Source organism: Alistipes sp. An54 (assembly GCF_002159375.1).
Lineage (GTDB): Bacteria > Bacteroidota > Bacteroidia > Bacteroidales > Rikenellaceae > Alistipes > Alistipes megaguti.
Genome location: NZ_NFIA01000007.1, coordinates 82,188 through 108,916, shown reverse-complemented (window position 1 = coordinate 108,916; position 26,729 = coordinate 82,188). Strand labels below are relative to the sequence as shown.

General features: G+C 62.7%; 21 protein-coding genes and 1 pseudogene. 14 read left to right on the top strand and 8 right to left on the bottom strand.

Going from position 1 to position 26,729, the window contains the following annotated elements; all coding sequences use genetic code 11:
• Nucleotides 1-61: 61 nt before the first annotated feature.
• On the bottom strand, nt 62-1,825 hold the full coding sequence (gene aspS, locus B5G09_RS08330; RefSeq protein WP_087404828.1) for an aspartate--tRNA ligase: 1,764 nt from the start codon (nt 1,823-1,825) through the stop codon (nt 62-64).
• A gap of 190 nt (nt 1,826-2,015) precedes the next feature.
• On the opposite strand from aspS, the gene B5G09_RS08325 reads away from it, so the two are divergent.
• Complete coding sequence (locus B5G09_RS08325; RefSeq protein WP_087404827.1) at nt 2,016-2,462, top strand: nucleoside deaminase; 447 nt, start codon at nt 2,016-2,018, stop codon at nt 2,460-2,462.
• Between the two features lie 104 nt (nt 2,463-2,566).
• Nucleotides 2,567-3,505, top strand: coding sequence for a tetratricopeptide repeat protein (locus B5G09_RS08320; protein WP_087404826.1), 939 nt, complete (start codon nt 2,567-2,569; stop codon nt 3,503-3,505).
• A gap of 298 nt (nt 3,506-3,803) precedes the next feature.
• Here B5G09_RS08320 and queG read toward each other — a convergent pair whose 3' ends face one another.
• Entirely contained in the window at nt 3,804-4,769 is a 966-nt protein-coding gene (gene queG, locus B5G09_RS08315; protein WP_087404825.1) for a tRNA epoxyqueuosine(34) reductase QueG, read from the bottom strand.
• 96 nt (nt 4,770-4,865) lie between these two features.
• Here queG and B5G09_RS08310 point away from each other — a divergent pair, with 96 nt between their 5' ends.
• Complete coding sequence (locus B5G09_RS08310) at nt 4,866-6,536, top strand: AMP-binding protein (RefSeq protein ID WP_087310949.1); 1,671 nt, start codon at nt 4,866-4,868, stop codon at nt 6,534-6,536.
• Between the two features lie 416 nt (nt 6,537-6,952).
• Here B5G09_RS08310 and B5G09_RS08305 read toward each other — a convergent pair whose 3' ends face one another.
• On the bottom strand, nt 6,953-10,186 hold the full coding sequence (locus B5G09_RS08305) for a DUF2723 domain-containing protein (protein WP_087404878.1): 3,234 nt from the start codon (nt 10,184-10,186) through the stop codon (nt 6,953-6,955).
• A gap of 790 nt (nt 10,187-10,976) precedes the next feature.
• Nucleotides 10,977-12,176: pseudogene (locus B5G09_RS08300) on the bottom strand (DEAD/DEAH box helicase); the annotation flags it as partial.
• Between the two features lie 90 nt (nt 12,177-12,266).
• Here B5G09_RS08300 and cysS point away from each other — a divergent pair.
• The 6 genes from cysS to B5G09_RS08270 all read left to right on the top strand — a co-directional run bounded on the left by cysS (nt 12,267) and on the right by B5G09_RS08270 (nt 19,115).
• A complete protein-coding gene (gene cysS / locus B5G09_RS08295) occupies nt 12,267-13,742 on the top strand; it encodes a cysteine--tRNA ligase (protein ID WP_087404824.1) in 1,476 nt (491 codons plus the stop codon).
• A gap of 16 nt (nt 13,743-13,758) precedes the next feature.
• Nucleotides 13,759-14,328 (top strand): hypothetical protein, encoded by a 570-nt coding sequence (locus tag B5G09_RS08290; RefSeq protein ID WP_087404823.1) that lies wholly within the window; start codon nt 13,759-13,761, stop codon nt 14,326-14,328.
• 379 nt (nt 14,329-14,707) lie between these two features.
• On the top strand, nt 14,708-16,102 hold the full coding sequence (locus B5G09_RS08285; RefSeq protein WP_087404822.1) for an MATE family efflux transporter: 1,395 nt from the start codon (nt 14,708-14,710) through the stop codon (nt 16,100-16,102).
• Nucleotides 16,103-16,108: 6 nt separating this feature from the next.
• Nucleotides 16,109-16,744, top strand: a complete 636-nt coding sequence (locus B5G09_RS08280) for a cytidylate kinase-like family protein (protein ID WP_087404821.1) — start codon at nt 16,109-16,111, stop codon at nt 16,742-16,744.
• 21 nt (nt 16,745-16,765) lie between these two features.
• Nucleotides 16,766-17,878 carry a peptide chain release factor 2 gene (gene prfB / locus B5G09_RS08275; RefSeq protein WP_087310956.1) on the top strand — a complete coding sequence of 371 codons (1,113 nt, stop codon included), beginning with the start codon at nt 16,766-16,768 and terminating at the stop codon, nt 17,876-17,878.
• Nucleotides 17,879-17,987: 109 nt separating this feature from the next.
• Nucleotides 17,988-19,115 carry a DUF1343 domain-containing protein gene (locus B5G09_RS08270; protein WP_241147618.1) on the top strand — a complete coding sequence of 376 codons (1,128 nt, stop codon included), beginning with the start codon at nt 17,988-17,990 and terminating at the stop codon, nt 19,113-19,115.
• Nucleotides 19,116-19,315: 200 nt separating this feature from the next.
• Here the strand turns inward: B5G09_RS08270 and B5G09_RS08265 are convergent, their stop codons facing one another.
• The 4 genes from B5G09_RS08265 to serS all read right to left on the bottom strand — a co-directional run bounded on the left by B5G09_RS08265 (nt 19,316) and on the right by serS (nt 22,365).
• Nucleotides 19,316-19,903 (bottom strand): sugar O-acetyltransferase, encoded by a 588-nt coding sequence (locus B5G09_RS08265; protein ID WP_087310958.1) that lies wholly within the window; start codon nt 19,901-19,903, stop codon nt 19,316-19,318.
• Nucleotide 19,904: 1 nt separating this feature from the next.
• Nucleotides 19,905-20,792 carry a class A beta-lactamase gene (gene bla / locus B5G09_RS08260; RefSeq protein WP_162608257.1) on the bottom strand — a complete coding sequence of 296 codons (888 nt, stop codon included), beginning with the start codon at nt 20,790-20,792 and terminating at the stop codon, nt 19,905-19,907.
• Between the two features lie 69 nt (nt 20,793-20,861).
• Nucleotides 20,862-21,029 carry a 4Fe-4S binding protein gene (locus tag B5G09_RS08255; RefSeq protein WP_087260820.1) on the bottom strand — a complete coding sequence of 56 codons (168 nt, stop codon included), beginning with the start codon at nt 21,027-21,029 and terminating at the stop codon, nt 20,862-20,864.
• 64 nt (nt 21,030-21,093) lie between these two features.
• A complete protein-coding gene (serS, locus tag B5G09_RS08250) occupies nt 21,094-22,365 on the bottom strand; it encodes a serine--tRNA ligase (RefSeq protein WP_087310960.1) in 1,272 nt (423 codons plus the stop codon).
• Nucleotides 22,366-22,509: 144 nt separating this feature from the next.
• On the opposite strand from serS, the gene B5G09_RS08245 reads away from it, so the two are divergent.
• The 5 genes from B5G09_RS08245 (at nt 22,510) to B5G09_RS08230 (ending at nt 26,715) form a co-directional block, all read left to right on the top strand.
• Nucleotides 22,510-24,345 (top strand): U32 family peptidase, encoded by a 1,836-nt coding sequence (locus B5G09_RS08245; RefSeq protein ID WP_087404818.1) that lies wholly within the window; start codon nt 22,510-22,512, stop codon nt 24,343-24,345.
• Nucleotides 24,346-24,349: 4 nt separating this feature from the next.
• The gene (locus tag B5G09_RS08240) at nt 24,350-25,339 is read left to right on the top strand and encodes a class I SAM-dependent methyltransferase (RefSeq protein ID WP_087404817.1); all 990 of its coding nucleotides are present in this window, start codon (nt 24,350-24,352) and stop codon (nt 25,337-25,339) included.
• A gap of 149 nt (nt 25,340-25,488) precedes the next feature.
• Nucleotides 25,489-25,734, top strand: coding sequence for a hypothetical protein (locus B5G09_RS13910; RefSeq protein WP_143256507.1), 246 nt, complete (start codon nt 25,489-25,491; stop codon nt 25,732-25,734).
• Between the two features lie 34 nt (nt 25,735-25,768).
• Entirely contained in the window at nt 25,769-26,056 is a 288-nt protein-coding gene (locus tag B5G09_RS08235; RefSeq protein WP_087310963.1) for a hypothetical protein, read from the top strand.
• Nucleotides 26,057-26,268: 212 nt separating this feature from the next.
• Nucleotides 26,269-26,715, top strand: coding sequence for a DUF4405 domain-containing protein (locus B5G09_RS08230; protein ID WP_087404816.1), 447 nt, complete (start codon nt 26,269-26,271; stop codon nt 26,713-26,715).
• Nucleotides 26,716-26,729: the final 14 nt, after the last annotated feature.

The following is a 26,729-nucleotide window of genomic DNA, read 5'->3' as shown; positions in this document are numbered from 1 at the left end:
TGCCATAAAAAAACGGTCCGGATCGATCCGGACCGTTTTTTGATGTATTGCACGCGATCGGCTATTTGCCGGTCTCGGGCTTGCGCAGCGTGAGGTAGAGTTCGTCGAGCTGCGACTGGTCGATGAAGTTCGGCGCGTCGAGCATCATGTCGCGGCCGGCGTTGTTCTTCGGGAAGGCAATGTAGTCGCGGATCGAGTCCGAACCGCCGAAGAGCGCGCACAAACGGTCGAAACCGAAGGCCAGACCTCCATGAGGGGGTGCGCCGTACTTGAAGGCGTTCATCAGGAAGCCGAAACGGGCCTGAGCCTGTTCGGGCGTGAAGCCCAGCAGTTCGAACATCTTCTCCTGGAGTTTCGAATCGTGGATACGGATCGAGCCGCCACCGATCTCCGTACCGTTGCAGACGAAGTCGTAGGCGTTTGCCCGCACGCGGCCCGGGTCGCTGTCGAGGAATTCGATATCCTCGGGTTTGGGCGAGGTGAAGGGGTGGTGTACGGCGTAGAAGCGCTGCGTCTCGTCGTCCCACTCGAACAGGGGGAAGTCGACGACCCACAGCGGCGCGAACTTCTTCGGATCGCGCAGCCCCAGCTGCTGGGCCACCTCCAGACGCAGGGCGCACAACTGCGGCAGCACCTTGAACTTCTTGCCGCAGAGGATCAGGACCAGGTCACCGGCCTTGGCGCCGCAACGCTCGGCCATGGCGCGCACCTCCTCGGGCGAGTAGAACTTGTCGATCGACGACTTGACGCCGCCTTCGGCCTCCATACGGATCCAGATCAGCCCCTTGGCGCCGATCTGCTGCCGTTTGACGAACTCCGTGAGGGCGTCGATCTGCTTGCGCGTGTAGGTGGCGCAGCCCGGAGCGGCGAAGCCGGTGACGTATTCGGCCTGGTCGAAGACCGAGAATCCGTGTCCCTTGGCCAGGTCGGTCAGATCGGAGAACTCCATGCCGAAGCGCAGGTCGGGTTTGTCCGAGCCGTACTTCTCCATGGCCTCGATCCAGGGCATGCGGCGCAGCGGCTCGGTGAAGTCGATGCCCAGCACGGTCTTGAACATGTGCTTGGCCCAGCGCTCGAAGACCTCGAGAACGTCCTCCTGCTCGACGAACGACATCTCGCAGTCGATCTGCGTGAATTCGGGCTGACGGTCGGCGCGCAGATCCTCGTCGCGGAAGCAGCGCACGATCTGGAAATACTTGTCATAGCCGGCCACCATGAGCAGCTGCTTGAGGATCTGCGGCGACTGCGGCAGGGCGTAGAACTGGTTGGGCGACATGCGGCTCGGGACGACGAAGTCGCGGGCGCCTTCGGGCGTCGAGGCGACCAGATAGGGGGTTTCGATCTCGAGGAACCCCTCGTCCGAGAGGAAGCGGCGGATCTCCTGGGCCATCTTGTGGCGCAGGATCAGGTTGCGCTGCAGGGGCGGACGCCGCAGGTCGAGGTAGCGGTATTTCATGCGCAGGTCGTCGCCGCCGTCCGAGACCTCCTCGATGGTGAAGGGCGGGATCTCGGCTTCGTGGAGCACCGTGATGCGGCGGGCCGAGACTTCGATGTCGCCCGTGGGCATCTTGGGGTTCTTCGACTGGCGCTCGACGACCTCGCCCTCGACCTGGATGACCCATTCGCGGCCCAGGCGGGCAGCCGTCTGGCGGGCTTCGGCAGGGGAGTGCTCCTCGACGACGATCTGCGTCAGGCCGTAACGGTCGCGCAGGTCGATGAAGGTCATGGCGCCGAGGTTTCTGACTTTCTGCACCCACCCGGCCAGGGTGACGTTTTCGTGGACATTGCAGGCCCGGAGGCACCCGCAGGTATGAGTTCTGTACATTGACGTGTAAGTTTGTTTGTCCGTGAGTGAACGTAGGTTTGTTTCAAACAACCCACAAAGGTAATAACTTTTGCGGAGAAAAAGCCGCCGGGGCTGAAAAAAAGGAGCTCCGGAGTCGGAACCCCGTTGCGGGGAGTTGCGAAAATTTGGAAAATCGCGGAAAAATCGCGTTTTTTGCAGAAAAACCGATATGGATCAGCGTCAAATCGATGAAAAATACATGCGCCTGGCACTAAACGAGGCCCGAAAAGCGTTCGATATGCAGGAGGTGCCCGTCGGGGCGGTCGTCGTGTCGGGCGATGCGGTGATCGGCCGCGGGCACAACCTCGTGGAGACCTTGTCCGACCCGACGGCCCATGCCGAGATGCAGGCCCTGACGGCTGCCGCCTCGACGCTCGGAGGCAAGTATCTGCCCAAGTGTACGCTCTATGTGACGGTCGAACCGTGCATCATGTGTGCCGGGGCGATCGCGTGGGCGCAGGTGGGCCGGGTGGTCTGGGGCGCGGACGATCCGAAGCGGGGTTTCCGCCGCTGCAGCGAACGGGTTTTCCACCCCAAAACGGAGGTTGCGAGCGGTGTGCTGGCCGGAGAGTGTGAAGCGCTGATGACCTCTTTTTTCGCCTCGTTGCGGAATTAAATTTGGCAAAAGCGGAAATTTTTTTGTATTTTTGTCCCCAACGCGCCCTACGCGGACGTTTTGATGACTCGGAACCTAAAAAATTAAAACGATTGAAAATGAAAATGAAAAAGATTTTTGTTTCGGCCGTAGCGCTGATGGCGGCCCTGTCGCTTTCGGCACAGGATGTGACGACGCTCTACAACGAAGCCGGCGCGGCGTTCAACGCCAAGGATTACGCCGGCGCCGCAGCCAAGTTCGAGCAGGTGATTGAGCTGGGAGGCGACAACGAGGAGGTGGCTACGCAGGTTACCACGGCCAAGTCGACGCTGCCCAAATGCTACTACTACCTGGGCGGAGCCGCCATCAGGACCAAGAATTACGACGAGGCGCTGAAGAACTTCTCCAAGTCGGCCGAGCTGGCCGAGCTCTACGGCGACATGTCGCAGGCTGCCAAATCGAACGGCTGGGTGGCCAAGATCTACCAGCTGCAGGGCGGTGAGGCCTTCAACAACAAGGACTATGTGACGGCTGCCGGCATCTTCGAGAAGGGCTACAAGGCCGATCCCGACAACACGGCCATGGCGCTGAACCTGGCGATGAGCTACTGCGAGATGGGCGAGTACGAGAAGGGTATGGACATCTACGAGGCCATTGCCTCCAAGACCCACCCGAAATATGCCGAGGACGTGGCCAAGGCCAAGGAGATGATGGCCCTCTATACGAACAACAAGGTGGCCGAGATGCAGACTGCCGGTGATTTCGACGGCATCATCAAGCTGGCCGACGCACAGCTCGAGAAGAACCCGGAAAGCGCTCTGTTCCAGAACGTGCGCCTGCAGGCCTATGCCAACAAGAAGGACTACGACAAGGTGATCGAACTGGCTCAGGCTGCTGCCGATGCCCAGACCGAGGAGGAGGACAAGAGTCTGATGTACTACCTGCTGGGTGCCGCCTACAACGCCAAGGAGATGAAGGCTCAGGCCATCTCGGCCTTCCAGAAGGTGACGGCCGGACCGGCTGCCGAGAATGCCAAGGCTGCGCTGACTGAACTGCAGAAGTAATTTCGACGCCGGAGTTCTCCGGTGCGGATGATAGAAGGAGCGATCCCGCTTGCGGGGTCGCTCCTTGTTTTTTCTCCTGCCTTCTTTTCCCGCGTGGAAGAGACTCCGGTACGATCGTGCAGGAAACCGGGCCACATCATTCAACGCAACGACATGGAAAAGCAAACGTATGAAAGCCCGGAGATCGAGGTGCCGGGGCTCAGCGTCGGGTCACGCATCGCATTCGCCTCGAGGCGGCCGTTCCGGCGTCGCGCATGCAGGGACCTCCTCCTATACGCTTTACGCCTGTTATCCCTATTCAGCTGCGGTCCGTCTCTTCGGGGGCGGGCCGCACGTCGTCGCAAGGCCTTGCGGCCGGCTCCGCGGCGATATTGCCGCGGATGCGCTCCAGGCCGCTGCGTGTCAGCGGCGTCTGGCCGCAGCGACGTTCGAATTCCGTTTCGTCCATCTTCCGCCACGCCGCGGCATCCATGCCGCGCGGATCGAACACGGGATCGAATGCCCGGTTGCGGTGGAGCGGGGCGCGGCGGTTCCAGGGACAGCTGCTCTGACAGGCGTCGCAGCCGAAGATCCAGCCGTGGAGATCGATCCGTTGTGCGGGTTCGCGTTCGATGGTGTGGCACGCGATGCAGCGTGCCGTGTCGATTCCCCGCCCGGGCATCACCGCCCCCGTGGGGCAGCTCTCCACGCAGGCGCGGCACGTTCCGCAGCGCGATTCGCCGAAGGGCGTGTCGTAGCGGTCGCACTCCTCGCAGAGAATCAACTCGCCCAGGACGAGGAAACTCCCCAACTCGGGGGTCACCAGCAGCGACTGGCGTCCGATCCATCCCAGCCCGGCCTCCACGGCCAGCAGCTTTTCGGCCAGCGGAGCCGTGTCGACGAAGACCCGTCCCCGGAGTTCGGGCGAAGTCTCGCGCAACCCCTCGAACAGCTGGCGGAGCATTCCGCGCAGCAGCGTGTGGTAATCCACGGCGCAGGCATACGAGGCGATCTTCGTGCGGTGAGCGGCGGGATAACCGTCGCTGACGACGTTCTTGTATCCCACGGCGCAGACTACGGCCGTGCGGGCCCCCTCGACCAGCAGCCGCGGATCGAAGCGCTTCTCCGTATTCCGCTCCAGATAAGCCAGCGACGACTGGTAGCCGCAGGCGATCCATTCGCGGAAACGCGACTCGCCCTCGTCCAGGTGACGGCACGGCGCCACGCCGCAGAGATCGAACCCCGTCTCCGCGGCGAGCCTTTTGATATTCGAATGGTCGAGCATATTGATAATTTACGCCAAAAATAGTATTTTTTGGTTGGAAATTCGTAACTTAGCCCCGTAATATTGCGTTCCTTTCACGGATAACAAGAATACGTCATGATTATCAATACCCTGTACGAACTGGTTCGCAACAGTGTGGAGAAGTTCGCATCGCGGATCGCCTACTCGATGTTCGACGGCGAGGATGTGACTTATGCTGAAGTGGGCCGTCGTATTGCCCGTGTGCAGGAGATCCTGACCACCTCGGGGCTTCGTCCCGGGGACAAGGTCGCCCTGCTGAGCAGCAACATGCCCAACTGGGGCATCTGTTATTTTGCCATCACCTCGGCCGGCATGGTCGCCGTGCCGATTCTGCCCGACTTCTCGGGCGAGGAGCTCGACATGATCATCGAACACGCCGAAGCCCGGGCGCTGCTGGTCTCCGACCGTCTCTTCACGAAACTTTCCCGCAAGACCATCGACCGTCTGAATGTCGTGGTCCGTACGAAAAATCTCGGTGTCATTGCCCAGCACGTCCGGGAGGAGGGGGCCACGGCCATCCCCAAACCCGACGATCTGGCAGTGATCATCTATACGTCGGGTACGACCTCCAAACCCAAGGGTGTCATGCTGACCCATGCGGCCCTGTGCCGGCAGATCGACCTTTCGTCTTCGATCTTCCCGGTTCATTGGGACGATATCTTCCTCTCGGTACTGCCCCTGTCGCATACCTACGAGTGCTCGATCGGCATGATCTACCCCTTCTCCGAGGGGGCTCGGGTGGTCTACCTCGACCGTCCGCCCACGGCCTCGGCCCTGATGCCGGCACTGCGCAGCGTGCGGCCTACGGTGATGCTCATCGTGCCGCTCGTGATCGAGAAGATCTACCGCCATCAGGTGCTGGCCAAGTTCAACTCCAACGGCTTCTGGCGCACTGCCTACCGTGTGGGCTTCCTGCGCCGCTATCTCAACCGGGTGGCGGGCAAGAAACTCATGAAGGTCTTCGGCGGCCGGATGCGTTTCCTCGGAATTGGCGGTTCGAAACTCGATCGGGGTGCCGAACGCTTTCTGCTGGAAGCCCGTGTGCCCTATGCCATCGGTTACGGACTCACCGAGACGGCTCCGCTGCTGGCCGGTGCGGCGCCTTCACAGGTGCGACTGGGCTCGACGGGCCCCCAGGCGCCGGGCGTGCAGCTGCGACTGGATAACGTCAACCCCCAGACGCGGCAGGGCGAGATCGTCGCCCTCACGCCGAGCATCATGCTCGGCTACTACAAGAATCCCGAGGCTACGCGCGAGGCCTTTACGGCCGACGGGTGGTTCCGTACGGGCGACCTGGGCGAATTCGACAAGGACGGCTGGCTCTACATCAAGGGACGTCTGAAAAACATGATCGTGGGCCCCGGCGGAGAGAATATCTATCCCGAGGATATCGAAAGTGTATTGAACTCGCATGTCTGCATTGCCGATTCGATTGTTACGGAGCACGAAGGGCGTCTGATTGCCCTGGTTCACTTCAATCGCGAGGAGATTGAGTCGATGATCGATAACTGGCGCGAGGAGTGGGCGACCAAGAAGGAGGCGTTGGAGGCCAAGACCGAACAGTTGAAGAAGGAGATCATGGAGTTCGTCAATGCGAAGGTGAACCGTTTTTCGCGGATTTCGGAGGTAGTTGAGGAGAAGGAGGATTTCGTGAAGACGCCGACGCAGAAGATCCGGCGGTTCCTCTACAACAAGAACGGTTCGAAGAACAAGCCTTCCGAGCATCCCACGCCCGAGAAATCCTGACCGGAGGCCCCGGAGGCCGGGAGGAGAGAGCAGGAGCGGATGGAATGTCCGGTTGGAGGCCCGGAGGCCGGGAGGAGAGAGCAGGAGCGGATGGAATGTCCGGTTGGAGGCCCGGAGGCTGGGAGGAGAGAGCAGGAGCGGATGGAGTGTCCGGTTGGAGGCCCGGAAGGCTGTCCGGGCTGTCCGGATGAAACGTTTGCCCCCGGGTGACCGGACACCGGACGGAACGAACCCGGATACCCTGATCAAAATCTTGCCCCGGACACTCTCTGAATGGCGACGGACCGAAGTCGGACTGACACAATCAAACAAAGACGAAATAAAAAACGCACGGTTTTATCCGTGCGTTTTTTATTTGTATGGACCTGGGGCCGGCTTCGGGTCAACTTGTCCCCACCCGCCCCTTCGGGAAGTTTCTATTTGGCTTCGGCCGGGAGATTCTGGGCCGAATCGACCGCTTCGGAGATGCTGTCTACCTGGATGAGATTCTCCTCCGAGACGCCCAGCGTACGGTAGTAGTTGTTCAGTTCGGACACGATGCCGCGGCGTCCGGCATAGCTGGCCAGGTAGTAGACGTCGCCCAGCTGGTCCAGCTTTTCGTCGATCAGTCCCGAAACCATGTCGCCCTGAGCCCCCTCGAAACGCAGATAGTACTCGATATATTCGATCAGCGTCTGGGCATACTCCCGCAGCAGGGCATCCCCTTTCTCGGCTGCCTCCTCGTCTCCCATGGCCGAGGCGGCATAGTAGGCCTCGAGGAAGGGGTAGGTGTTGGAGTCCGTGAAGCGGATTTGCGACGTGGGCAGCTTCTCCAGACCCAGGTCCAGCAGCTCGACGGCCTCCTGGACCTTTCCTTCGCGCAGCAGTTCCTTGGCCACACGGGCAAAGGCGTCGCGGGCATGCGAGGCCGCGAGGTTGTACTGGATGAAGTAATCGACGTAAACCCGTGGATCGTTGAGGTTTCCGTAGCGGAACGTATCCCGGAGCAGCGGTGCGGTGTAGTCCGTGTCGATGCGCCCGATCTCGTAGGGGTTCTCCACCGGCGTGCGGATCGGCACGAAACGGTAGGCATAGCCGTCAAACTGCAGATAATCCATCAGTCCGAGGTCCTGCATGATGTAGACCTGCGTGAGGTAGACGGGGCGTTTCCAGTCGAAGTTCGCGAGCATGTCGAGGATCATCAGCTGGCTCTTGTCCACCGAATTGCCCCGCAGGTTGATGTAGACCGTATCGACCATCTTGTCGCGATCCTTCTCGGCCACGATCCCCGAAGCGATGGCATTCTCCTTGTTGACGGGCAGCGCAATGCGCTTGGCGGGGATGTAGTCGGCCCACGTGCCGTCGCTGTACTGCACCTGGCTGCGCGGATCGTCGCTGCGCACGAAGTCGATCACCTCGCGCAGCTCCGGAACGCGGTCCAGCTTCTCCAGCACCGGCACCAGATCGTTCGTGTAGGTATACTTGTGTTTGGGCAGCGAGAAGGGGACGCCGGCCGCTTCGTTGGCGCGGGTCTTCATCTCGTCGATGTACCATTCGCCGCCGAGGTACGACGTGTTGACGATCCGCACGTCGGGCCGTACGCCGTAGACCTCCTGGTTGTTCCACAGCGGGAAGGTGTCGTTGTCGCCGTAGTTGAGGATGATCGAGTTGGGGAGTGTCGACTGGAGGTAGTTCCAGCCGATATCGCGGGCCATCGTACGGTGCGAACGGTCGTGGTCGTCCCAGTTCTGGGCCGCGAGGATTCCCGGCACGCTCAGCGAAAGGACGATGGCGGCAGCCGCCGTGGCAAGGTTGCGGCGTTTGGCGATCCGTTCGATCAGCTCGCGCAACGCCAGCACCCCGCACCCGATCCAGATCGAGAAGGCGTAGAACGAACCTGCATAGACGTAGTCGCGTTCACGCGGTTCGCCGGGCGAGGTGTTGAAGTAGACGACCAGCGCTACACCCATCATGATGAAGAGCCACATGACGATCGAGAAGTTGCGCGGATCGCGGTTCAACTGGTAGATCAGTCCGATCAGACCCAGCAGGAAGGGGAGGAAATAGTAGGTATTGCGCCCCTTGTTCTCGGCCACTTCGCGCGGCAGGTTGTCCTGCGGCCCGACGTACATGCGGTCGATCCACTGGATGCCCGAGAGCCAGTTTCCGTCGGTGATCGTCGTGCGCAAGGGCTGGATGTCGCTCTGGCGGCCGACGAAATTCCACAGGAAGTAGCGCCAGTACATGTACGAGAGCTGGTAGTTGAAGAAGAAGTAGAGGTTCTCGCCGAAGGTCGGCTCGACGATGCTGCGCGTATCGCCGTAGGAGTCCGTGTAGACGTGCTTGCGGCCGTAGTCGAGCACCTCGCCGCGCACGGGACGCCCCGAGGCGTCGCGCCGGATCTCGCCGTTTTCATCGCGCAGCGTCTCGGTCTTGGTGCGGTAGGCGGCCCACTGCTTGTACTCCTTTTCGCCCTTCGAGGCGTTCCACATGCGCGGGAAGAGGGTCATGAACTCCGGCGCGTGGGTATAGCCCGTCAGGATGGAGGCCTTCTTGTATTTGCCGTCCTCGTCCAGATAGCGGACCTCCTTGGTGGTAACGTTCTCGGGAGGCGCCGAGTATTGGGCGCCGTACAACAGCGGACGGTTGCCGTACTGTTCGCGGTTGAGCACCGAGAGCAGCGCATGGGGGTTGTTCGGGTTGTTGGAGTTCATCGGCGGGTTGACCGAGGCCCGGATGACCACCGAGGCGTAGGACGAGAAGCCGATGAGGATCATCGTCGTCGAGAGCAGGAAGAGGTTGAGCAACGGCCGCTGGCGGCGGTGGCTCTGCCACGTGGCCCAGCCCATCAGGGCCAGCAGTCCCAGCATGCTCAGGGCGAAGCCCGTGTTGACGGGCAGTCCCAGCGTGTTGACGAAGAGCGTGTCGAACTGGGCGCCGATCCAGATCGTGCAGGGGATGATGATGTAGTTGACGAAGATGATCAGGGCTCCGGCCAGCAGTGTGGTGCCGACGACGCCTTTCCAGGTAATGTGCTCCGTTTTGCGGAAGTAGTAGATGAAGACCAGCGCGGGGATGCACAGCAGGTTGAGGATGTGCACGCCGATCGAGAGTCCCATCAGGTAGGCGATCAGCACGATCCAGCGCGAGGCGTGGGGTTCGTCGGCCTGCTCCTCCCACTTGAGCATGAGCCAGACGACCAGCGCCGTGAACATCGACGAGAGGGCGTAGACCTCACCCTCGATGGCCGAGAACCAGAAGGTGTCGGTGAAGGTGTAGGCCAGGGCTCCGACGGCGCCGGCACCGAGGATGGCCACGATGGTCGGGCGGGTCAGTTCGGCACCGTTGCGCGTAGCCATGCGGCGGGCCAGGTGGGTGATCGTCCAGAAGAGGAAGAGGATGCAGAAGGCGCTGGCCAGCGAGTTCATCGCATTGACGGCCATGCCCACGTAGTCGGGGTTGCCGAAGGCGAAGAGGGTGGCCAGCCGGGCCAGCATCATGAAGAGCGGGGCGCCGGGCGGGTGTCCCACTTCGAGTTTGTAGGAGGTGGCGATGAACTCCGAGCAGTCCCAGAGACTCGACACGGGTTCCATGGTCATCAGGTAGACGATCGCCGCAATGGCGAAGACGCCCCATCCGACGAGGTTGTTCCAGCGTTTGAAGAGATGCATATCGTTCACAAATTCCTAAAGGCGGTGGTTATTTGCCGAATGTTCGCAAAAGTAGTGATTTAACGCGGTTTTTCCAATCGTTCGTATGCGAAATGCGATTTTCTTCCCGAACCTCGGGGCGCGGGGTGCGGCCCGTGCGCGGCGAGCCCTTCGGCGAGGTCTTGTCTCTGCCCTGGCGCCGGTCGTTGTTCCGGTCGTTGCGCGGGCGGGTGTTGCGTGACGGTGACGGTTCCGGACGGGGCTCCGTCGACGCGTTGCGGGAGGTCGGAGCCGCCGGGCGTTTGCCGGCATGGCCGCTGTTCGGCTTCGGTTGCGCCGCGTTGCGGGAGCTACTCTTCGTCGGGGCCGATTTCGGCTGCGCCATGTCGCGGGTTGCCTCCTTCACCGGGGCCGGTTGGCCGGCGGAGACCTCGGGGGCTTGTTTCGGCTTCCGGGAGGAGAGGCCGGAAGGTGCGGAGGTGGCGGCGTCCGGGGTTGCGGCAGCCCCGCGGCGACGGTGGCGGTGTCGGCGTTTCGGGGCGGTGCCGGCACGTTCTCCGGCGTTCGGGGCCGTTTCCCGGACGGTAGAAGCCGTTGCTTCGGCAGATTGGACCGTCGCTTTGCTGTCCGGGATTGTCTCCTGGGCGGGTGCTGCCACCTTCCCGGCGGCTGTCGGCGCGGTGCCCCGGGGCGACTTTCGGGTCGGAGCGGGTTGTCCGGAGGGTTGGGTCTTTGCACCCTCCGAAGTCGCCGGAGCGGCGGATGAAGCAGCGGAAGTCTGTGCGGCAGGAGTGTTTCGCTTCGGAGCCGTCGGCTTGGCGCTGCGGCTCTTCCTGTCGGCCCGGGCCTGACGCCGCGCGGCCTCCTCCAGTGCCCCGGCGGCATAGGCCGGGGTCTCCCCCTCGATGGGGAGAATCAGCCCCGTGAGCTTCTGGATCCCGAGCAGGTACTCCAGTTCGGCTTCGGAGCAGAACGACCACGCCGAGCCTTCCCGCCCGGCACGCCCCGTACGGCCGATGCGGTGGACGTAGGTCTCGGCCACCTCCGGCAGGTCATAGTTGACTACGAGCGGCAGCTGGTCGATGTCGATGCCGCGGGCGGCGATATCCGTGGCGATCAGCACGCGGCACGCCCCCGACTTGAAGTCGTTCATCGCCCGTACGCGGGCGTTCTGCGACTTGTTGCCGTGGATGGCCGCCGCGTCGATCCCCGCCCGGTTGAGGATCCTGGCCAGCCGGTCGGCGCCGTGTTTGGTGCGGGTGAAGACCAGCACCTGCCGCGCATCCGATTCGCGCAGCAGGCGGATCAGCAGCTCGCTCTTCTCGCTCTTCTCGGCGAAGTAGACCCGCTGTGCGATGGTCTCGACCACCGAAGCCGGCGGCGTGACGGTCACCAGCACCGGGTCGTGCAGGATCCGGGCGGCCAGTGCGGCGATCTCCTCCGGCATGGTGGCCGAGAAGAAGAGCGTCTGCCGCTTGGCGGGCAGCAGCGGCAGGATGCGCCGGATGTCGTGGATAAAGCCCATGTCGAGCATGCGGTCGGCCTCGTCGAGGACGAAGAAGCGGATGGCGTCGAGCGTGATGTAGCCCTGGCCGATCAGGTCGAGCAGGCGCCCCGGCGTGGCCACGAGCAGGTCGACGCCCCGTTCGAGCGCCTCGACCTGCGGCCGCTGGTTGACGCCGCCGAAGATGACGCAGTGGCGGATCGGCGTGTAGCGGGCGTAGTCGCGGCAGCACTCGTCGATCTGGATGGCCAGTTCGCGCGTGGGGGTGAGCACCAGCGCCCGGATCGGACGCCGTCCCCGTACGGGCGGCTCCTGGGCCAGCAGTTGCAGAATGGGCAGCGTGAAGGCTGCGGTTTTGCCCGTGCCGGTCTGGGCGCAACCCTGCAGGTCGCGGCCCTCGAGGGCGGGCGGTATGGCTTGTTCCTGAATGGGGGTGGGGGTTTCGTAACCCTTTTCCGAGACGGCGCGCAGCAGCGGCGCCGAGAGTCCTAAATCCTGAAATTTCATAATAATCGGGGTAAAGGTACGATAAATTTTCGGGATAACGCATAAAATTCGTATCTTTACCCGTTCAAAACGTCGTTAAACCGAATTATTATGGAATCCAAACTCGTACTTTACAATACGCTCTCCCGTCGCAAGGAGGAGTTCGAACCCCTGGTCGAGGGCCGTGTCGGCATGTATGTCTGCGGCCCGACGGTCTACGGCGATCCCCATCTGGGCCATGCCCGTCCGGCGGTGACCTTCGACCTGCTCTTCCGCTACCTCAAGGCGCTGGGCTACAAGGTCCGCTATGTGCGCAACATCACCGACGTCGGCCACCTCGAGCACGATGCCGACGAGGGTGAGGACAAGATCGCCAAGAAGGCTCGCCTCGAGCAGTTGGAGCCCATGGAGGTGGCCCACTACTACACGGAGCGTTACCACCGGGCGATGGATGCCCTCAATGTCGAGTCGCCCTCGATCGAACCCTGCGCCTCGGGCCACATCATCGAGCAGATCGAGTTCGTCAAGCGCATCCTCGAGGCCGGCTTCGCCTACGAATCGAACGGTTCGATCTATTTCGACGTCGAGAAATACAACCGCAAATACCACTACGGATGCCTCTCGGGCCGCAACCTCGAGGACATCGTCACCAATACGCGCGAGCTGGACGGCCAGTCGGACAAGCACCACTCCTACGACTTCGCCCTCTGGAAGAAGGCCTCGCCCGAACACATCATGCGCTGGCCCTCGCCCTGGAGCGACGGTTTCCCCGGCTGGCACATGGAGTGCTCGGCCATGTCGACGCGCTATCTGGGCGAGCGTTTCGACATCCACGGCGGCGGCATGGACCTGATGTTCCCCCACCACGAGTGTGAGATCGCGCAGTCGACCGCCGCCCTGGGTCACGACTCGGCCCGCTACTGGGTGCACAACAACATGATTACGATCAACGGCCAGAAGATGGGCAAGTCGCTCGGCAACTTCATTACGCTCGAGGAGCTCTTCACGGGCTCGCACCGCCTGCTGGCCCAGGCCTACTCGCCGATGACGATCCGCTTCTTCGTGCTGCAGGCCCACTACCGCTCGACGCTCGACTTCTCGAACGAGGCGCTGCAGGCCGCCGAAAAGGGGCTCGACCGTCTGATGAAGGGAATCGAGACGCTGGGCAAGATCCGGCCCTCGGCCGTGTCGACCGTCTCGCCCGACGAACTCGAGGAGCGCTGCCGCACGGCCATGGACGACGATCTGAACTCGCCGATGGTTATCTCGGCCCTCTTCGACTGGGTGCGCACGATCAACCAGCTGGCCGACGGTACGCAGACCATTACGGCCGAGGATCTCGAGAAGCTGCGCCGGACGTTCCGCCTCTATGCCTTCGACATCCTGGGTCTGCGCGACGAAAAGGCTGCCGGTACGGCTTCGGGCCGCGACTACGTGACGCCGCTCGTGGAGATGCTGCTCGATATCCGTCAGGGAGCCAAGGCCTCGAAGGACTGGGCGACGTCGGACCGCATCCGCGACGGACTCACCGCAGCCGGCATCCGCGTCAAGGACCGCAAGGACGGTTCGGACTGGGAGTTGGAGTAACTCCGGATCCGGTCGTATGAAGCGTATCCTGCAGGAAAACGGCCGGCGGTCGGCCGGCCGTGGCGGCGGATGGCGGGGCCGTGGCAACGGATGGTGGGGCTGTGTCGCAGCGGTGGTGGTGCTGGCGGGAGGCCTGCTCCAGGCGTGCACGTCGAACGCCTACCTTGCGGCCCGCAAACAAACCTCCGTCGTCGACGGAATGCCCGATCCGCAGCAGTTGGACAGCCTTACCTGTCACCGGATGACGGTCGGCGCCGCAGAGTGTTACGACCTGCTTTTCGACCTGCTGCAGCGTGAGGGGTGTTTGATCGTGAGTGCCGACCGGGCATCGGGACTCGTTGTGGCGCGGCAGGTGCTGCCCGCCGAACCGGAGATCCTTGTGCCGATGGCCGGCGAGATCCGCCACCTGAGTTTTGTCGTGCAGTCGACGGGGCTCACCTCCGAAGTGCGGCTGACGGTCTACGTCACGCGGCAGTGGTATTCGGGCGATGCGTCGGCCTTCATGACGGAGGAGTTGGGGCTTTCGACCTCGCCGGAGATCTACGCCGGGTGGTTTGACCGCCTCGACCGTGCCGTGCCGCGATAATCGGGGGGGGAGAGAAGCCGAGGCAAGCCCCGTACGGCCCGGGAGGCGGAGAGACCCTGGCGCACCCGGCAGGACCGGAGAGTCGGAGAGAAGCCCCGCACGGTCCGGGAGGCGGAGAGGACCCGGCGCACCCGGCAGGACCGGAGAGTCGGGGAGAAGCCCCGCACGGTCCGGGAGGCGGAGAGACCCTGGCGCACCCGGCAGGACCGGAGAACCGGAGAGACGAAACCTGCGGCAATCCGAACAGACTCTCCATTGTGGCATCCGTTCCCGAACGGGCTGCCCGGGAGCTGTCCTTGAACCTCCTTGAATGGTTTGGAACGCGCCCTGCAGGAACCGAACGAATAACAAAAACAAGAAGCAAGCAATAACAGAAACTATGGCGGAACTTAAAGTGGCGGCTCTGGAACTCGGTACCGAGCGGATTCGGAAGCTGCTTGTACAGTATGCCGTGCCGGCGATCATCGCCATGACGGCCTCCTCGCTCTATAACATGGTCGACAGTATCTTCATCGGCCATGGTGTCGGTCCCCTGGCCATCTCGGGACTGGCGCTGACCTTCCCGTTGATGAACCTCGCCGCGGCCTTCGGATCGCTCGTCGGCGTGGGTGCCGCGACACTGGTCTCCATGCGCCTCGGGCAGCGCGACTACGAGACGGCCCAGCGCGTGTTGGGCAACGTCGTGATGCTCAACATCATCATCGGCATCGCCTTCAGTATTGTCGCCCTGCTCTTCCTTGATCCGATCCTCTACTTCTTCGGGGCCAGCGAGGCGACGATCGGCTACGCCCGCGAGTACATGGTCATCATCCTGCTCGGCAACGTTGTCACGCACATCTATCTGGGTCTGAACTCCATCCTGCGCGCCGCGGGGCACCCCCGCAAGTCGATGTACGCTACGATCAGCACGGTGGTCATCAATGCCATCCTCGACCCGATCTTCATCTTCTGGTTCGACTGGGGCATCCGCGGGGCGGCCATCGCCACGATTCTGGCCCAGATTATCTCGCTCGTCTGGCAGTTCCGGCTCCTGTCGGACCGGCAGGAGCTGCTCCACTTCCGACGCGGCATCTACCGCCTGCGCCGCAAGATCGTCCGCGACATCCTCTCGATCGGCATGTCGCCCTTCCTGATGAATCTGGCCGCCTGCTTCATCGTCATTCTCATCAACAAGGGGTTGAAGGAGTTCGGCGGCGACCTGATGATCGGCGCCTACGGCATCGTCAACCGTCTGGGATTCTTCTTCGTGATGATCGTCATGGGACTGAACCAGGGCATGCAGCCCATCGCCGGCTACAACTACGGCGCACGGCAGTTCGACCGCGTCATGCGGGTACTGAAACTGACGATGATCGGCGCCACGTGCATCACGGTATGCGGATTCCTGATCGGCGAACTCTTTCCGCGGCTGGCCGTCAGCCTCTTTACGGCGGACGAGGAGTTGATTCGCCTCTCGGTCGAGGGTATGCGCATCACCTTCATCTGCTATCCGATCATCGGCTTCCAGATGGTGGCCACGAACTTCTTCATGAGCATCGGCATGGCCGGCAAGGCCATCTTCCTGTCGCTGTCGCGGCAGCTGTTGTTCCTTATGCCGTTCCTGATCTTCCTGCCGCACATCTTCGACCGATATACGTCGTGGGACGGCAGCTGGGGCGTCTGGGCCTCGATGCCGCTCTCGGATCTGCTGGCCTCGATCGTCGCCTTCTTCATGCTGACCTGGCAGCTGCGCTATTTCCGCAGACAGCAGGCTTCCGAACCCGAAAAACAGTGATCGTCTATGGATAAATTCGTCATCAATATCGGCCGCCAGCTGGGCAGCGGCGGCAAGATCGTCGGCGAGATCATCGCCCGGCGTCTGGGCATCAAGCTCTACGACAAGGAGCTTATCAATCTCGCCGCCCGCGAGAGCGGGCTCTGTCCCGAGTGTTTCGAACGGGCCGACGAACGCGAAGCCAAGGGTACGTTCGCTACGCTGATCGGCTACTTCCGTGCTCCGTTCACGGGCTACGAAGGGGGCAACACGAACAATATCCTGGCCAACGAATCGCTGTTCCGCATCCAGAGCGATGTGATTCGCGAGATTGCCTCACGCGAGTCGGCGATCTTCGTCGGTCGGTGCGCCGACTACATCCTGCGCGACAATCCGCGCTGCGTCAACGTCTTCATTACGGCCGACGAGGCCGATCGCGTAGCGCGCCTCCGCAAGCGGCACGACTGCTCGGAGGAGGAGGCCCGCGCCATGATGGAGCGCATCGACGCGCAGCGGGCTTCGTACTACAACTACTACAGCCTGCGAACCTGGGGACAGGCCGCCACCTATCATCTGTGTGTCAACTCCTCGAAGCTGGGCGAAGAGGAGACGGCCGATTTCATCCTGGACTTCGCGGGACGCAGGCTTCACGAGAAATTTTAGCAAACAAGCAGACTGCAACATATGGTATTATCCGATCAGATCAAGGAGCTCGAACAGCGGCGCGAGGCTTTGGAACGCTGCCTGGACATCGAGCAGAAGCGCATCGACCTGCGCAACGAGGAGGAGAAGACACAGGAGCCCGACTTCTGGGGTGACCCCGACCGGGCGCGCGAACAGTTGCGCAAGGTGGCCGGCATCAAGGCGTGGGTCGAGGATTACGACGCCATCCGCAAGGATGTCGAGGATCTCGAACTGATGCCCGACTTCGTCAAGGAGGGGGTCATGACCGAGGCCGAACTCGACGCCCATTACGCCTCGACGCTCGAGAAGATCGAAAAGCTCGAGATGCGTAACATGTTGCGCCGCGACGAGGACAAGTTGGGAGCCATCATGGATATCAACGCCGGAGCGGGCGGTACGGAGGCGCTGGACTGGGCCTCGATGCTCATGCGCATGTACACGCGTTGGGGCGAGGCCCACGGCTACAAGGTCAAGGTGCTCGATTATCAGGCCGGTGACGAGGTGGGCGTAAAGTCCTGCACGCTGGAGTTCGAGGGCGAATACGCCTACGGTTACCTCAAGAGCGAGAACGGCGTTCACCGCATGGTGCGTCTGTCGCCCTTCAATGCCAACAACAAGCGGCAGACGACCTTCGCGTCGGTCTTCGTCTCGCCGGCCGTTGACGACACGATCGAGATCACGATCAACCCGGCCGACATCGAGTGGGATACGTTCCGCTCGTCGGGGGCCGGCGGCCAGAACGTCAACAAGGTCGAGACGGCCGTGCGGCTGCGCTACCACGGCAAGGACCCCGATACGGGCGAACCGGTCGAGTATCTGATCGAAAACATGGAGACACGTTCGCAGCTGATGAACCGCGAGAATGCGATGCGCATCCTGCGGTCGAAACTCTACCAGCGCGAACTGGACAAGCGCATGGCCACGCAGCAGGCGCTCGAAGCCTCGAAGAAGAAGATCGAGTGGGGTTCGCAGATCCGGTCGTATGTCTTCGACGACCGCCGCGTCAAGGACCACCGTACGGGTGTCCAGACTTCGAACGTCGAGGCGGTGATGGACGGCGATCTGGATGCCTTCATCAAGGCCTATCTCATGGAGTTCGGCGCCAATGCGTAGCGGATTCCTTCGCCGGACCGCGGGGTGCGTTGCCTTGCTGACCGGGCTCCTTGCGGCGGGGGCCGCGGAGGCGGCGTGTCCGGTCGAAAACGCGGGCGTGCAGGTCGGCATGACCGATACGGCCGCCTACTTCCCCCGGCTGCGCGGCCGGCGGGTCGCCGTGCTGGCCAACCAGACCTCGGTGGCGCGGATGCCCGGAGCCGTCGGCGCCGAGGGACACCCTCTGACGGTGGATGCCGCCGGAAGGGTTCATCTGGTCGATCTGCTCCACGAGAGCGGTTTCGACGTCGAGGCCATCTTCTCTCCCGAACACGGTTTCCGCGGGACGGCCGACGCCGGCGAAAAGGTCTCCGGTTCGGTGGATGCCCGTACGGGAATTCCGATCCGTTCGTTGTATGACGGGAGGACACTGCGACCGTCGGATGAGGCGATGCGCTCGTTCGATGTGTTGGTGGTCGACATGCAGGATGTCGGACTGCGCTTCTACACCTATTATATTTCGATGCTGCGGATGATGGATGCCTGCGCCGCGTTCAACCGGGCGGTCATCGTCCTCGACCGTCCGAATCCCAACGGCGACAAGGTCGAGGGGCCGTTGCTCGACATGCGTTACAGGTCGGGGGTCGGGGCGCTGCCGATCCCCGTGCTGCACGGTCTGACGATGGGCGAGATCGCCCGCATGGCCGTGGGCGAGGGGTGGGCCCGCGCGTGCGATCTGACGGTAGTCCCCTGCCGCAACTACACCCACGCCACGGAGTACCGGCTGCCCGTGGCGCCGTCGCCCAACCTCCCGACGCAGCGTGCCGTCTACCTCTATGCGGCGTTGTGTCCCTTCGAGGGAACGGTCGTGAGCCTCGGACGCGGAACTTCGAAGCCGTTTGAAATCTATGGCCATCCCTCGATGAAGGGGCGTTCGTTCTCCTTCACGCCGCGTCCGACGCCTGGTGCCAAGCATCCTCCGCTTGAGGGGCTGTTGTGTCGGGGCGAGGATCTGAGCCGCATGCCGCTCGAAGAGGCCCGCAGTGTGGGCTTCTCACTGAAATATGTGATTGATGCCTGTGGGGATCTGGCGATGGGCGAGGACTTCTTTACGCCGATGTTCGAGAAGCTGATCGGCGTGGGGTGGGTGCGGGAGATGATCCTCGACGGTGCCTCGGACGAGGAGATTCGCGCCCGCTGGCTGCCCGAAGCTGAGGCCTTCCGCAAGTTGCGGGCAAAATATCTGCTTTACGAGTGATCGCGCCGGAGCCAACCTGCAGGTTCGGTTTCGTCGTTCTTTGCCGGCCTCGTTCAGCCCGCTATCCTCAAAAAAAAGCCGCTCCGAAACACGGGGCGGCTTTTTCATGAAAAAGATCTTTGGGAGTTTGACGGGCTGCGCTCTCGTGAAAGATCCTTTGACCGTTGCGGCGTGAAGGGGCAAAACTACGCCGCAGCGGGTCAATCGGTCTCCGATTCCGGAATGCGGTCGGCCTCGGTGACGGGGCGCAGCACCCGGCAGGGGTTGCCTGCGGCCACGACCTGCGGCGGAATGTCGTGTGTCACGACGCTCCCGGCACCGATCACCGCCCCCTGGCCGATCGTCACACCGGGGAGCAGCGTCGCGTGGCCCCCGATCCAGACGTCGTCGTGAATGGTCACGGGGAGCGACTGCATGATCCCCTCGTTGCGCTGCTCCGCGAGCAGGGCGTGGCGCACGGTGTAGATCCCCACGTCGGGGCCGATGTAAACGTGGTTGCCGATCGTCACGGGTGCCTCGTCGAGGATCGTCAGGTTGAAGTTTCCCACGAAGTGGTCGCCCACGGAGATCTGCTCCCCGAAGTCGCAGTGGAACGGGCTGTGGAGCGTGATGTTGCGGCCGACGCGGCCGAAGAGCCGGCGGATGATCGCCTCGCGCTCCTCACGCCGCGAAGGCGGCAGTTGGTTGAGCCGGAAGCAGAGCTCTTCGGCCCGGAGCAGTGCCTCGCCGATGCGGGGTGTCACGGCGTGGAGCCACCGCCCCGCGCGCATCATTTCGAGATCGTTCATGCTATTGTTTTTCGGTGAAATGTTCGTAAATACGTTTCGAAATGGCCGCAATCACGGCAGCGTTCTTCGCATCGTCGGCCGGGGAGTCGGTGACCAACACCGTCACGCAGTAGTGGCGGCCGTCGGGCAGTACGACATAGCCGGCGTCGTTATCGGCGATGCGGAGACCCTCCGGCGTGCGGTCCGACGAGCCGGTCTTGTGCCCGAGGACGGCCCCTTCGGGAAGCCCTGCACGGAGTTTGTCCGTGCCGGTGACTGCACCCTCCAGTAGCCGTTGCAGCAGGGTTTCGTGCTCCGGTGTTAGCAGTCCGCCCTCGAGCAGGCGGGCAAAGAGTGCGCAGACGGCCGAAGGACGTGCGACGTTGATCCGCTGATTGGCAGGATCGAGGTGCATCGTGCGCTCCGTGGCGGCGATCCGGAATCCCTCGATCCCGGCCTTCTCGCACACGTAGCGCTCCACGGCATTGGGGCCTCCAACGTATTCCAACAGACGGTCGCAGGCGATATTGTCGCTCAGGGACGTGCTGTATCGCAACAATTCGCCGAGCGTAACCCGTCCGCCCGTCGCCGGCAGGGAGTCACGCAGCGGGCTGTAGGTGTCGGGATCGAGCCATTCGGGGCCTACCTCGACGGGCGTCGTGAGCGGAGTCCCCTCTGCGTCGGCCTTGTCCAGCACGGCCAGGGCCACCGGAAACTTGAAGACACTCAACAGCGGCAGCGGCACATCCTGCCGGGAGATGGTCTCCCCGTCGGGAGTACGGATGGCGATACCGATTCGGGCCTCGGGGAGCGATGCCGCGAGTTGTTCCAGATCCTGTTCGAGGGTGCGGGTTCGGGAGCCGCAGGCCGTCAGCAGCAGCCCTGCGCAAAAAAGAAGGAGTCGCATCATGGGGAGGGAGGCATAAAAAATACACCTCAGAAAGATTCCGAGGTGTATTTTTACGGTCATATCCGTTCGTTACTCCGAAACGATAGCCTCGCTCGGGCAAACGCCTGCGCACGTGCCGCAGTCGATGCACTTGTCGGGATCAATGACATAGATGTCGCCGGCCGAGATGGCCTCTACCGGGCATTCGCCGATGCAGGTCCCGCATGCTACGCAGGAATCAGTGATTTTGTAAGCCATTTTTTTGCGTGTTTGTGGTTAATGTGTATAGTGCAAATATAGAAACTTATTTGATAAAATCAAACTATTTGATCATATCGAAGCCCGTGTAGGGAACCAGTACCTCCGGGATGCGGATGCCTTCGGGAGTCTGGAAATCCTCGAGCATTGCGGCGACGATACGCGGCAGGGCCAGCGACGAGCCGTTGAGCGTGTGGGCCAGGTGGATCTTCTTCTCGGCATCACGGTAGCGCAGTTTCAGACGGTTGGCCTGGAACGACTCGAAGTTCGAAACGGACGAAACCTCCAGCCACCGCTTCTGGGCCTCGGAGTAGACCTCGAAATCGTAGGTCAGCGCCGAGGTGAAGGACATGTCGCCGCCGCACAACCGTACGATGCGGTACGGAAGACCCAGCGACTTGACCAGCGACTCGACATGAGCCACCATGCCGTCCAGCGCCTCATACGATACGTCGGGCAGCGACAGCTGGACGATCTCCACCTTGTCGAACTGGTGCAGACGGTTCAGACCGCGCACATCCTTGCCGTAGGAACCGGCCTCGCGGCGGAAGCAGGGGGTATAGGCCGTCATCTTGACGGGGAAGTCCTTCTCGTCGAGGATCACGTCGCGGTAGATGTTCGTCACGGGAACTTCGGCCGTCGGCACGAGGTAGTAGTTGTCGACCGTGGCGTGGTACATCTGACCCTCCTTGTCGGGCAGCTGGCCCGTGCCGAAGCCCGAGGCCTCGTTGACCATCACCGGAGGCTCGACCTCCAGATAGCCGGCGCGGGTGTTGCAGTCGAGGAAGTAGTTGATCAGCGCACGCTGCAGGCGGGCTCCCTTGCCCTTGTAGACGGGGAAACCGGCACCGGTGAGCTTGACGCCCAGATCGAAGTCGATGATGTCGTATTTCTTGGCCAGCTCCCAGTGGGGCAGCGGGTTTTCGGGCAGTTTGGTGTAGCTCTCGACGAGTTTCACGACCAGATTGTCAGCCGCCGTCTTGCCTTCGGGGACGATGTCGGCCGGGAAGTTGGGCAGCGTGACGAGCGTGGCCTGCAGCTCCTGCTGCACGTCGTTCGACTCGGCCTGCAGCCGGGCCGACTTCTCCTTGAGGTCCGTAACGAAGTGTTTGCGCTCCTCGGCCTCGTCGCGGCGGCCCTGGCCCATCAGGGCGCCGATCTCCTTGGCGGCCTTGTTCTGTATGGCCAGCGTATTGTCGAGTTCCAGCTGGATGGCCTTGCGGCGGTCGTCGAGCGAGAGGATCTTGTCGATGACGGGGGCGGCGTCGACGCCTTTCTTGGCGAGTTTGCGGACGGCGGCATCCCGGTCATCCCGGATTTGCTTGATCGTAAGCATGATATCGGATGTTTTTGTGTGTTTTCGCGTTACGCAGGGCAAAATTACAAAAAATGCGGAAAAGTGTATCTTTTTCCGCGGGAAAAACACCCCGGGGTTGTCCGTGCGGCGAAATTTCGTATTTTTGTGCAAAATTCCATCGCTTTGAGAACTGTCGAACTGCTGGCTCCGGCCCGCGATTACGCGTCGGCCGTCGTGGCCGTCGATGCCGGGGCCGATGCCGTCTATATCGGAGGCGCCCGCTTCGGGGCCCGGCAGGCCGCCGGTAACTCCGCCCGCGAGATCGCCCGCGTGGTCGAATATGCCCACCGGTACGGCGTGCGGGTCCATGCCACGCTCAATACGCTGCTGTGGGACGACGAACTCCCGGAGGCCGAACGTACGGCCCGCGAACTCGTCGATGCCGGGGTCGATGCCCTCATCGTGCAGGACATGGCCCTGCGGCGCATGGATCTGCCCGTCGAGCTGCATGCCTCGACCCAGGTTTCGAACCGTACGCCCGAAGGGGCCCGCTTTCTGGCCGAGGCGGGCTTCGCACGCGTGATTCTCGAGAGGGCCCTCTCGCTGGAGGAGATCCGCGCCATCTGTGCCGCCACGCCGGCCGAGGTGGAGGTCTTCGTCCACGGCGCCATCTGTGTCGGTTACAGCGGCCGCTGTTTCCTCTCGCGGGCCATGTCGGACCGCAGCGGCAACCGCGGCGCCTGCAGCCAGCCCTGCCGCCTCCCGTGGGACCTCGTCGACGGTCGCGGCCGACGGATCATCACCGGCAAGCATCTGCTCTCGGTGCGCGACCTGAACCTCTCGCACCGTTTGGGCGAACTGGTCGACGCCGGCGTCACGTCGTTCAAGATCGAGGGGCGGCTGAAGGATGCCGGGTATATCCGCAACGTGGTGGCCTGGTACCGCCGGGCGTTGGATGAGGTGCTGGCCGCACGGCCTGCGCTGCGGCGCGCCTCGGTGGGGGAGAGTGTGCCCGATTTCGAACCCGACCCGGCAAAGAGCTTTACGCGCGGCGAATCCGAATATTTCTTCGACGGCAAGCGGGCCGGTGTGGCCTCGTTCGATACGCCGAAGGCCGTCGGCGAGCGTATCGGGCGTGTAGCGCAGGTCTCGGGCGGAAGCTTCCGGATCGATGGCGATGCCGATCTGGCTCCGGGTGACGGCATCTGCCTCATTACGCCGCGTGGCGTCGTCGGGACGAACATCAACGCCGTCGAGGGGCGCCGCATCACCCCCAACCGCATCGAAGGGATTACGCCCGGGGCGGAGCTCTGCCGCAACTACGACCGGCGTTTCTCGCTGGCTCTGGAGCGCAGCCGCATGCGGCGGGTCATTCCGACGCGGGCTCTGGTCGAAGCCTCGGCCCAAGGGGTGATCGTCACCTGCACCGATTGCGAGGGGCTGGAGGCGTCAGCCCGGCGTGATGTGCCGCTTGAGCGGGCCAAGAACCCCGAGGCCAATGCCGCGACGCTGCGCGCACAGGCGATGAAGTCGGGCGACACGATCTTCGCCGTGCGCGAGGTGGAGGTGCGGGGCGGCGAGTGGTTCGTCCCCGCGTCGCTGGCTGCCGAGCTGCGGCGCGAAGCGTTGGCCGGGTTGTTGCGGCAGCGCGAGGAGCGGCCGCTCGAACACCGCATCCTCCCCGAAAACCGGGCGGCGCGTTACCCGTCGGAGCGGCTCGATGCCGACGGAAACGTAACGAATCATCTGGCTGAGGCCTTCTACCGCGACCACGGGGTGTGCGCGATCGAACGGCCGCTGGAACTGGCTCCGTCGCTCGAGGGGTGCACCGTCATGCGCTCGGCCTACTGCATCCGCCGCGAGATCGGCGAGTGCCTGCGCGAAGGGTCGCGCCTGCGCGGGGATCTCTATCTGGAGCACGGTGCGGACCGTTTCCGGCTCGGGTTCGATTGCAAGGCGTGCGAAATGACGCTGGTGGAGTGCCCGCGGCGCCGGATGGACAAGGAGAAAAAACATTAGCGATATGCAGCAGCAACTGACTCCCGATTTTGCGGATTACGAACTCATTGATACGGGCGATTTCGAAAAGCTCGAACGTTTCGGCCGTTTCGTCACGCGGCGTCCCGAACCGCAGGCCATCTGGCGGCGTTCGCTCCCCGAGGCGGAGTGGCGGCGCTTGGCCGATGCCTCGTTCCGGCGCGACCTGCGCAACGATGAACGCGGCGAGTGGCAGCTCGATCCGAAGATGCCCGACCGCTGGACGATCGCTTATGCCTACCGCGGAATGAAACTCCGCATGCGGCTGGCCCTTACGTCGTTCAAGCATGTCGGGATCTTCCCCGAGCAGGCCGCCAATTGGATTTTCATCTACGAGAACGTGCTGCGTCTGTGCGGTGCGGAGGCCGCCGGGCACGCCGCCGGGCACGCCGCCGGACATGCTGCCGTCGGACATGTCGCTGCGGAATCGGCCGTCCGGAATGCGTCGGTCGCCGAAACCCTTCCGGCTGCCGCGCCCCGTGTACTGAACCTCTTTGCCTACACGGGCGGTGCGACGCTTGCCGCCCGGGCCGCCGGAGCCGAGGTGACGCACGTCGATTCGGTGCGGCCCGTCGTGACGTGGGCCCGCGAGAACATGGAGCTGAGCGGTCTGGACGGTGTGCGTTGGATCGTCGAGGATGCGCTGAAGTTCGTGCGCCGCGAGGTGCGCCGCGGAAACCGTTACGCCGGCATCATTCTCGATCCGCCGGCCTATGGACGCGGTGCCAACGGCGAAAAGTGGGTCCTCGAGGAGAACATCGGCGAGATGCTCGACTGCTGTGCGCAGCTACTCGAGCCGCGCGGGGCCTTCCTGGTGCTGAACCTCTACTCGATGGGACTGTCGTCGACGCTGGCCCGCACGGCCGTCAGACAGGCCTTCGGCGCTCCCGAGGAGGAGCAATGGGGCGAATTGTGCTTCACGGACCGTGCCGGCAAGGAGCTCCCGCTGGGGACCTATTACCGCTTCAGACGCTGATCCGATTCTGAATCGCACGGCCCGTTGCCTGTTCCATCGCCTGCACGGCTGCTCCGGGTCGGAAAGCGAGGTGGCAAAGAGCGTGTGGCCGGTAAGAGAGGAGCAAAGAGAGAGAGGCAAAGAGAGAGGCAAAAGAGGGGAGGCCAACAGTGAGAGAACAGAGCGGGGCTGGCAGAGCGGGGCCGGCAGAGAGGAACCAACAGAGAAGGGCTGGCAGAGCGGGGCCGGCAGAGAGAGGTGACAGCGTAAGCATACAACAGGAGGAGAGAAAGAAAATAGGGGGGAAGAGATACGAGAGGGAGATGGACAACCGTAGAAAGGAAGAGAAGAGGAGAGGAGAAGAGAAGAGAAGAAGAGAGAAGAGAGAATGCAGCAGGTGGGCTTCCGCCTGTTGATCAATGATTTGATGAAAACAAAAATTCGGAAGATATGAGTATTCTTGCTGTCATTTTCGGTCTTTTGAGCGGTTCGCTGCTCTCGGTGCTGGTGGGCATCATCGGCAGCCGGCGCCGCATCGGTTTCGGCTGGGCCTTTCTGTTGAGTCTGATCTTCACGCCGCTCGTGGGGCTGATCATCGCGTTGCTGACCGACCCGCTGCCCGATTGCGAACGACGCTGGGGCTGCATCGGAACCGCCGTTGCACTGCTCGGAATCCTCTGTTTGATTGTCTTTCTGATGTTGCTGCTTACGGGCGGGGCCATGGCCCTCGCCTTGTGAGTAAACATGCGGAGCGTGTTTTGACGGTGTTGCGGGCTGTGCGGATGACCGATGCCGCCTGTTTCACGCGATGGTTCATGTGCGAGGTCGGCCTCTGCCTCTCGGTGTCCCCGCAGCCGGGGCCCGAATAGCCCACGTCGGTTCCCGGATCGGATCCGGCCGGACTGCGTTACGCGCCTGCAGGATTGGAAAACCTTATGTTCATAAGATAAATGGATAAACGTAAATTGAATCTCTGGACCGATCGGGTCTTGTTCCCCGTGCTGGTCGGATTGTGCGGGTCCGGTATCGGACTCCACCTGTTTGAACATGCCGGCGCTCCCGAAATCCGGCACGTCTGGAAGCTGGCGCATATCATCCTTTCGCTGCTGTTCCTGGTCCTTGTCGGACTCCACGTCTACGGGCATTGGGCCTGGTACCGCTCGCTGGCTACGGCCGGCTGCAAGGGGCTGCGCCGGTGGATGGTGGTGCTGCTTGCGGTGGTCTTTCTGGCGGTGGCCGTAACGGGAATTGTCAAGTGGCTGTTCGGCGCCCACATCGGATTTTACCACTATGTGGGTGGTCTCGCGCTCGGGGTGCTGGCGTTGCTGCACATCATCAGACGATGGCGGCAGCTGTTCGGCCGCGGTCGGAACTCCGCAGCCGGAAAGGGTCGCTGACATCCGGTGTGTCG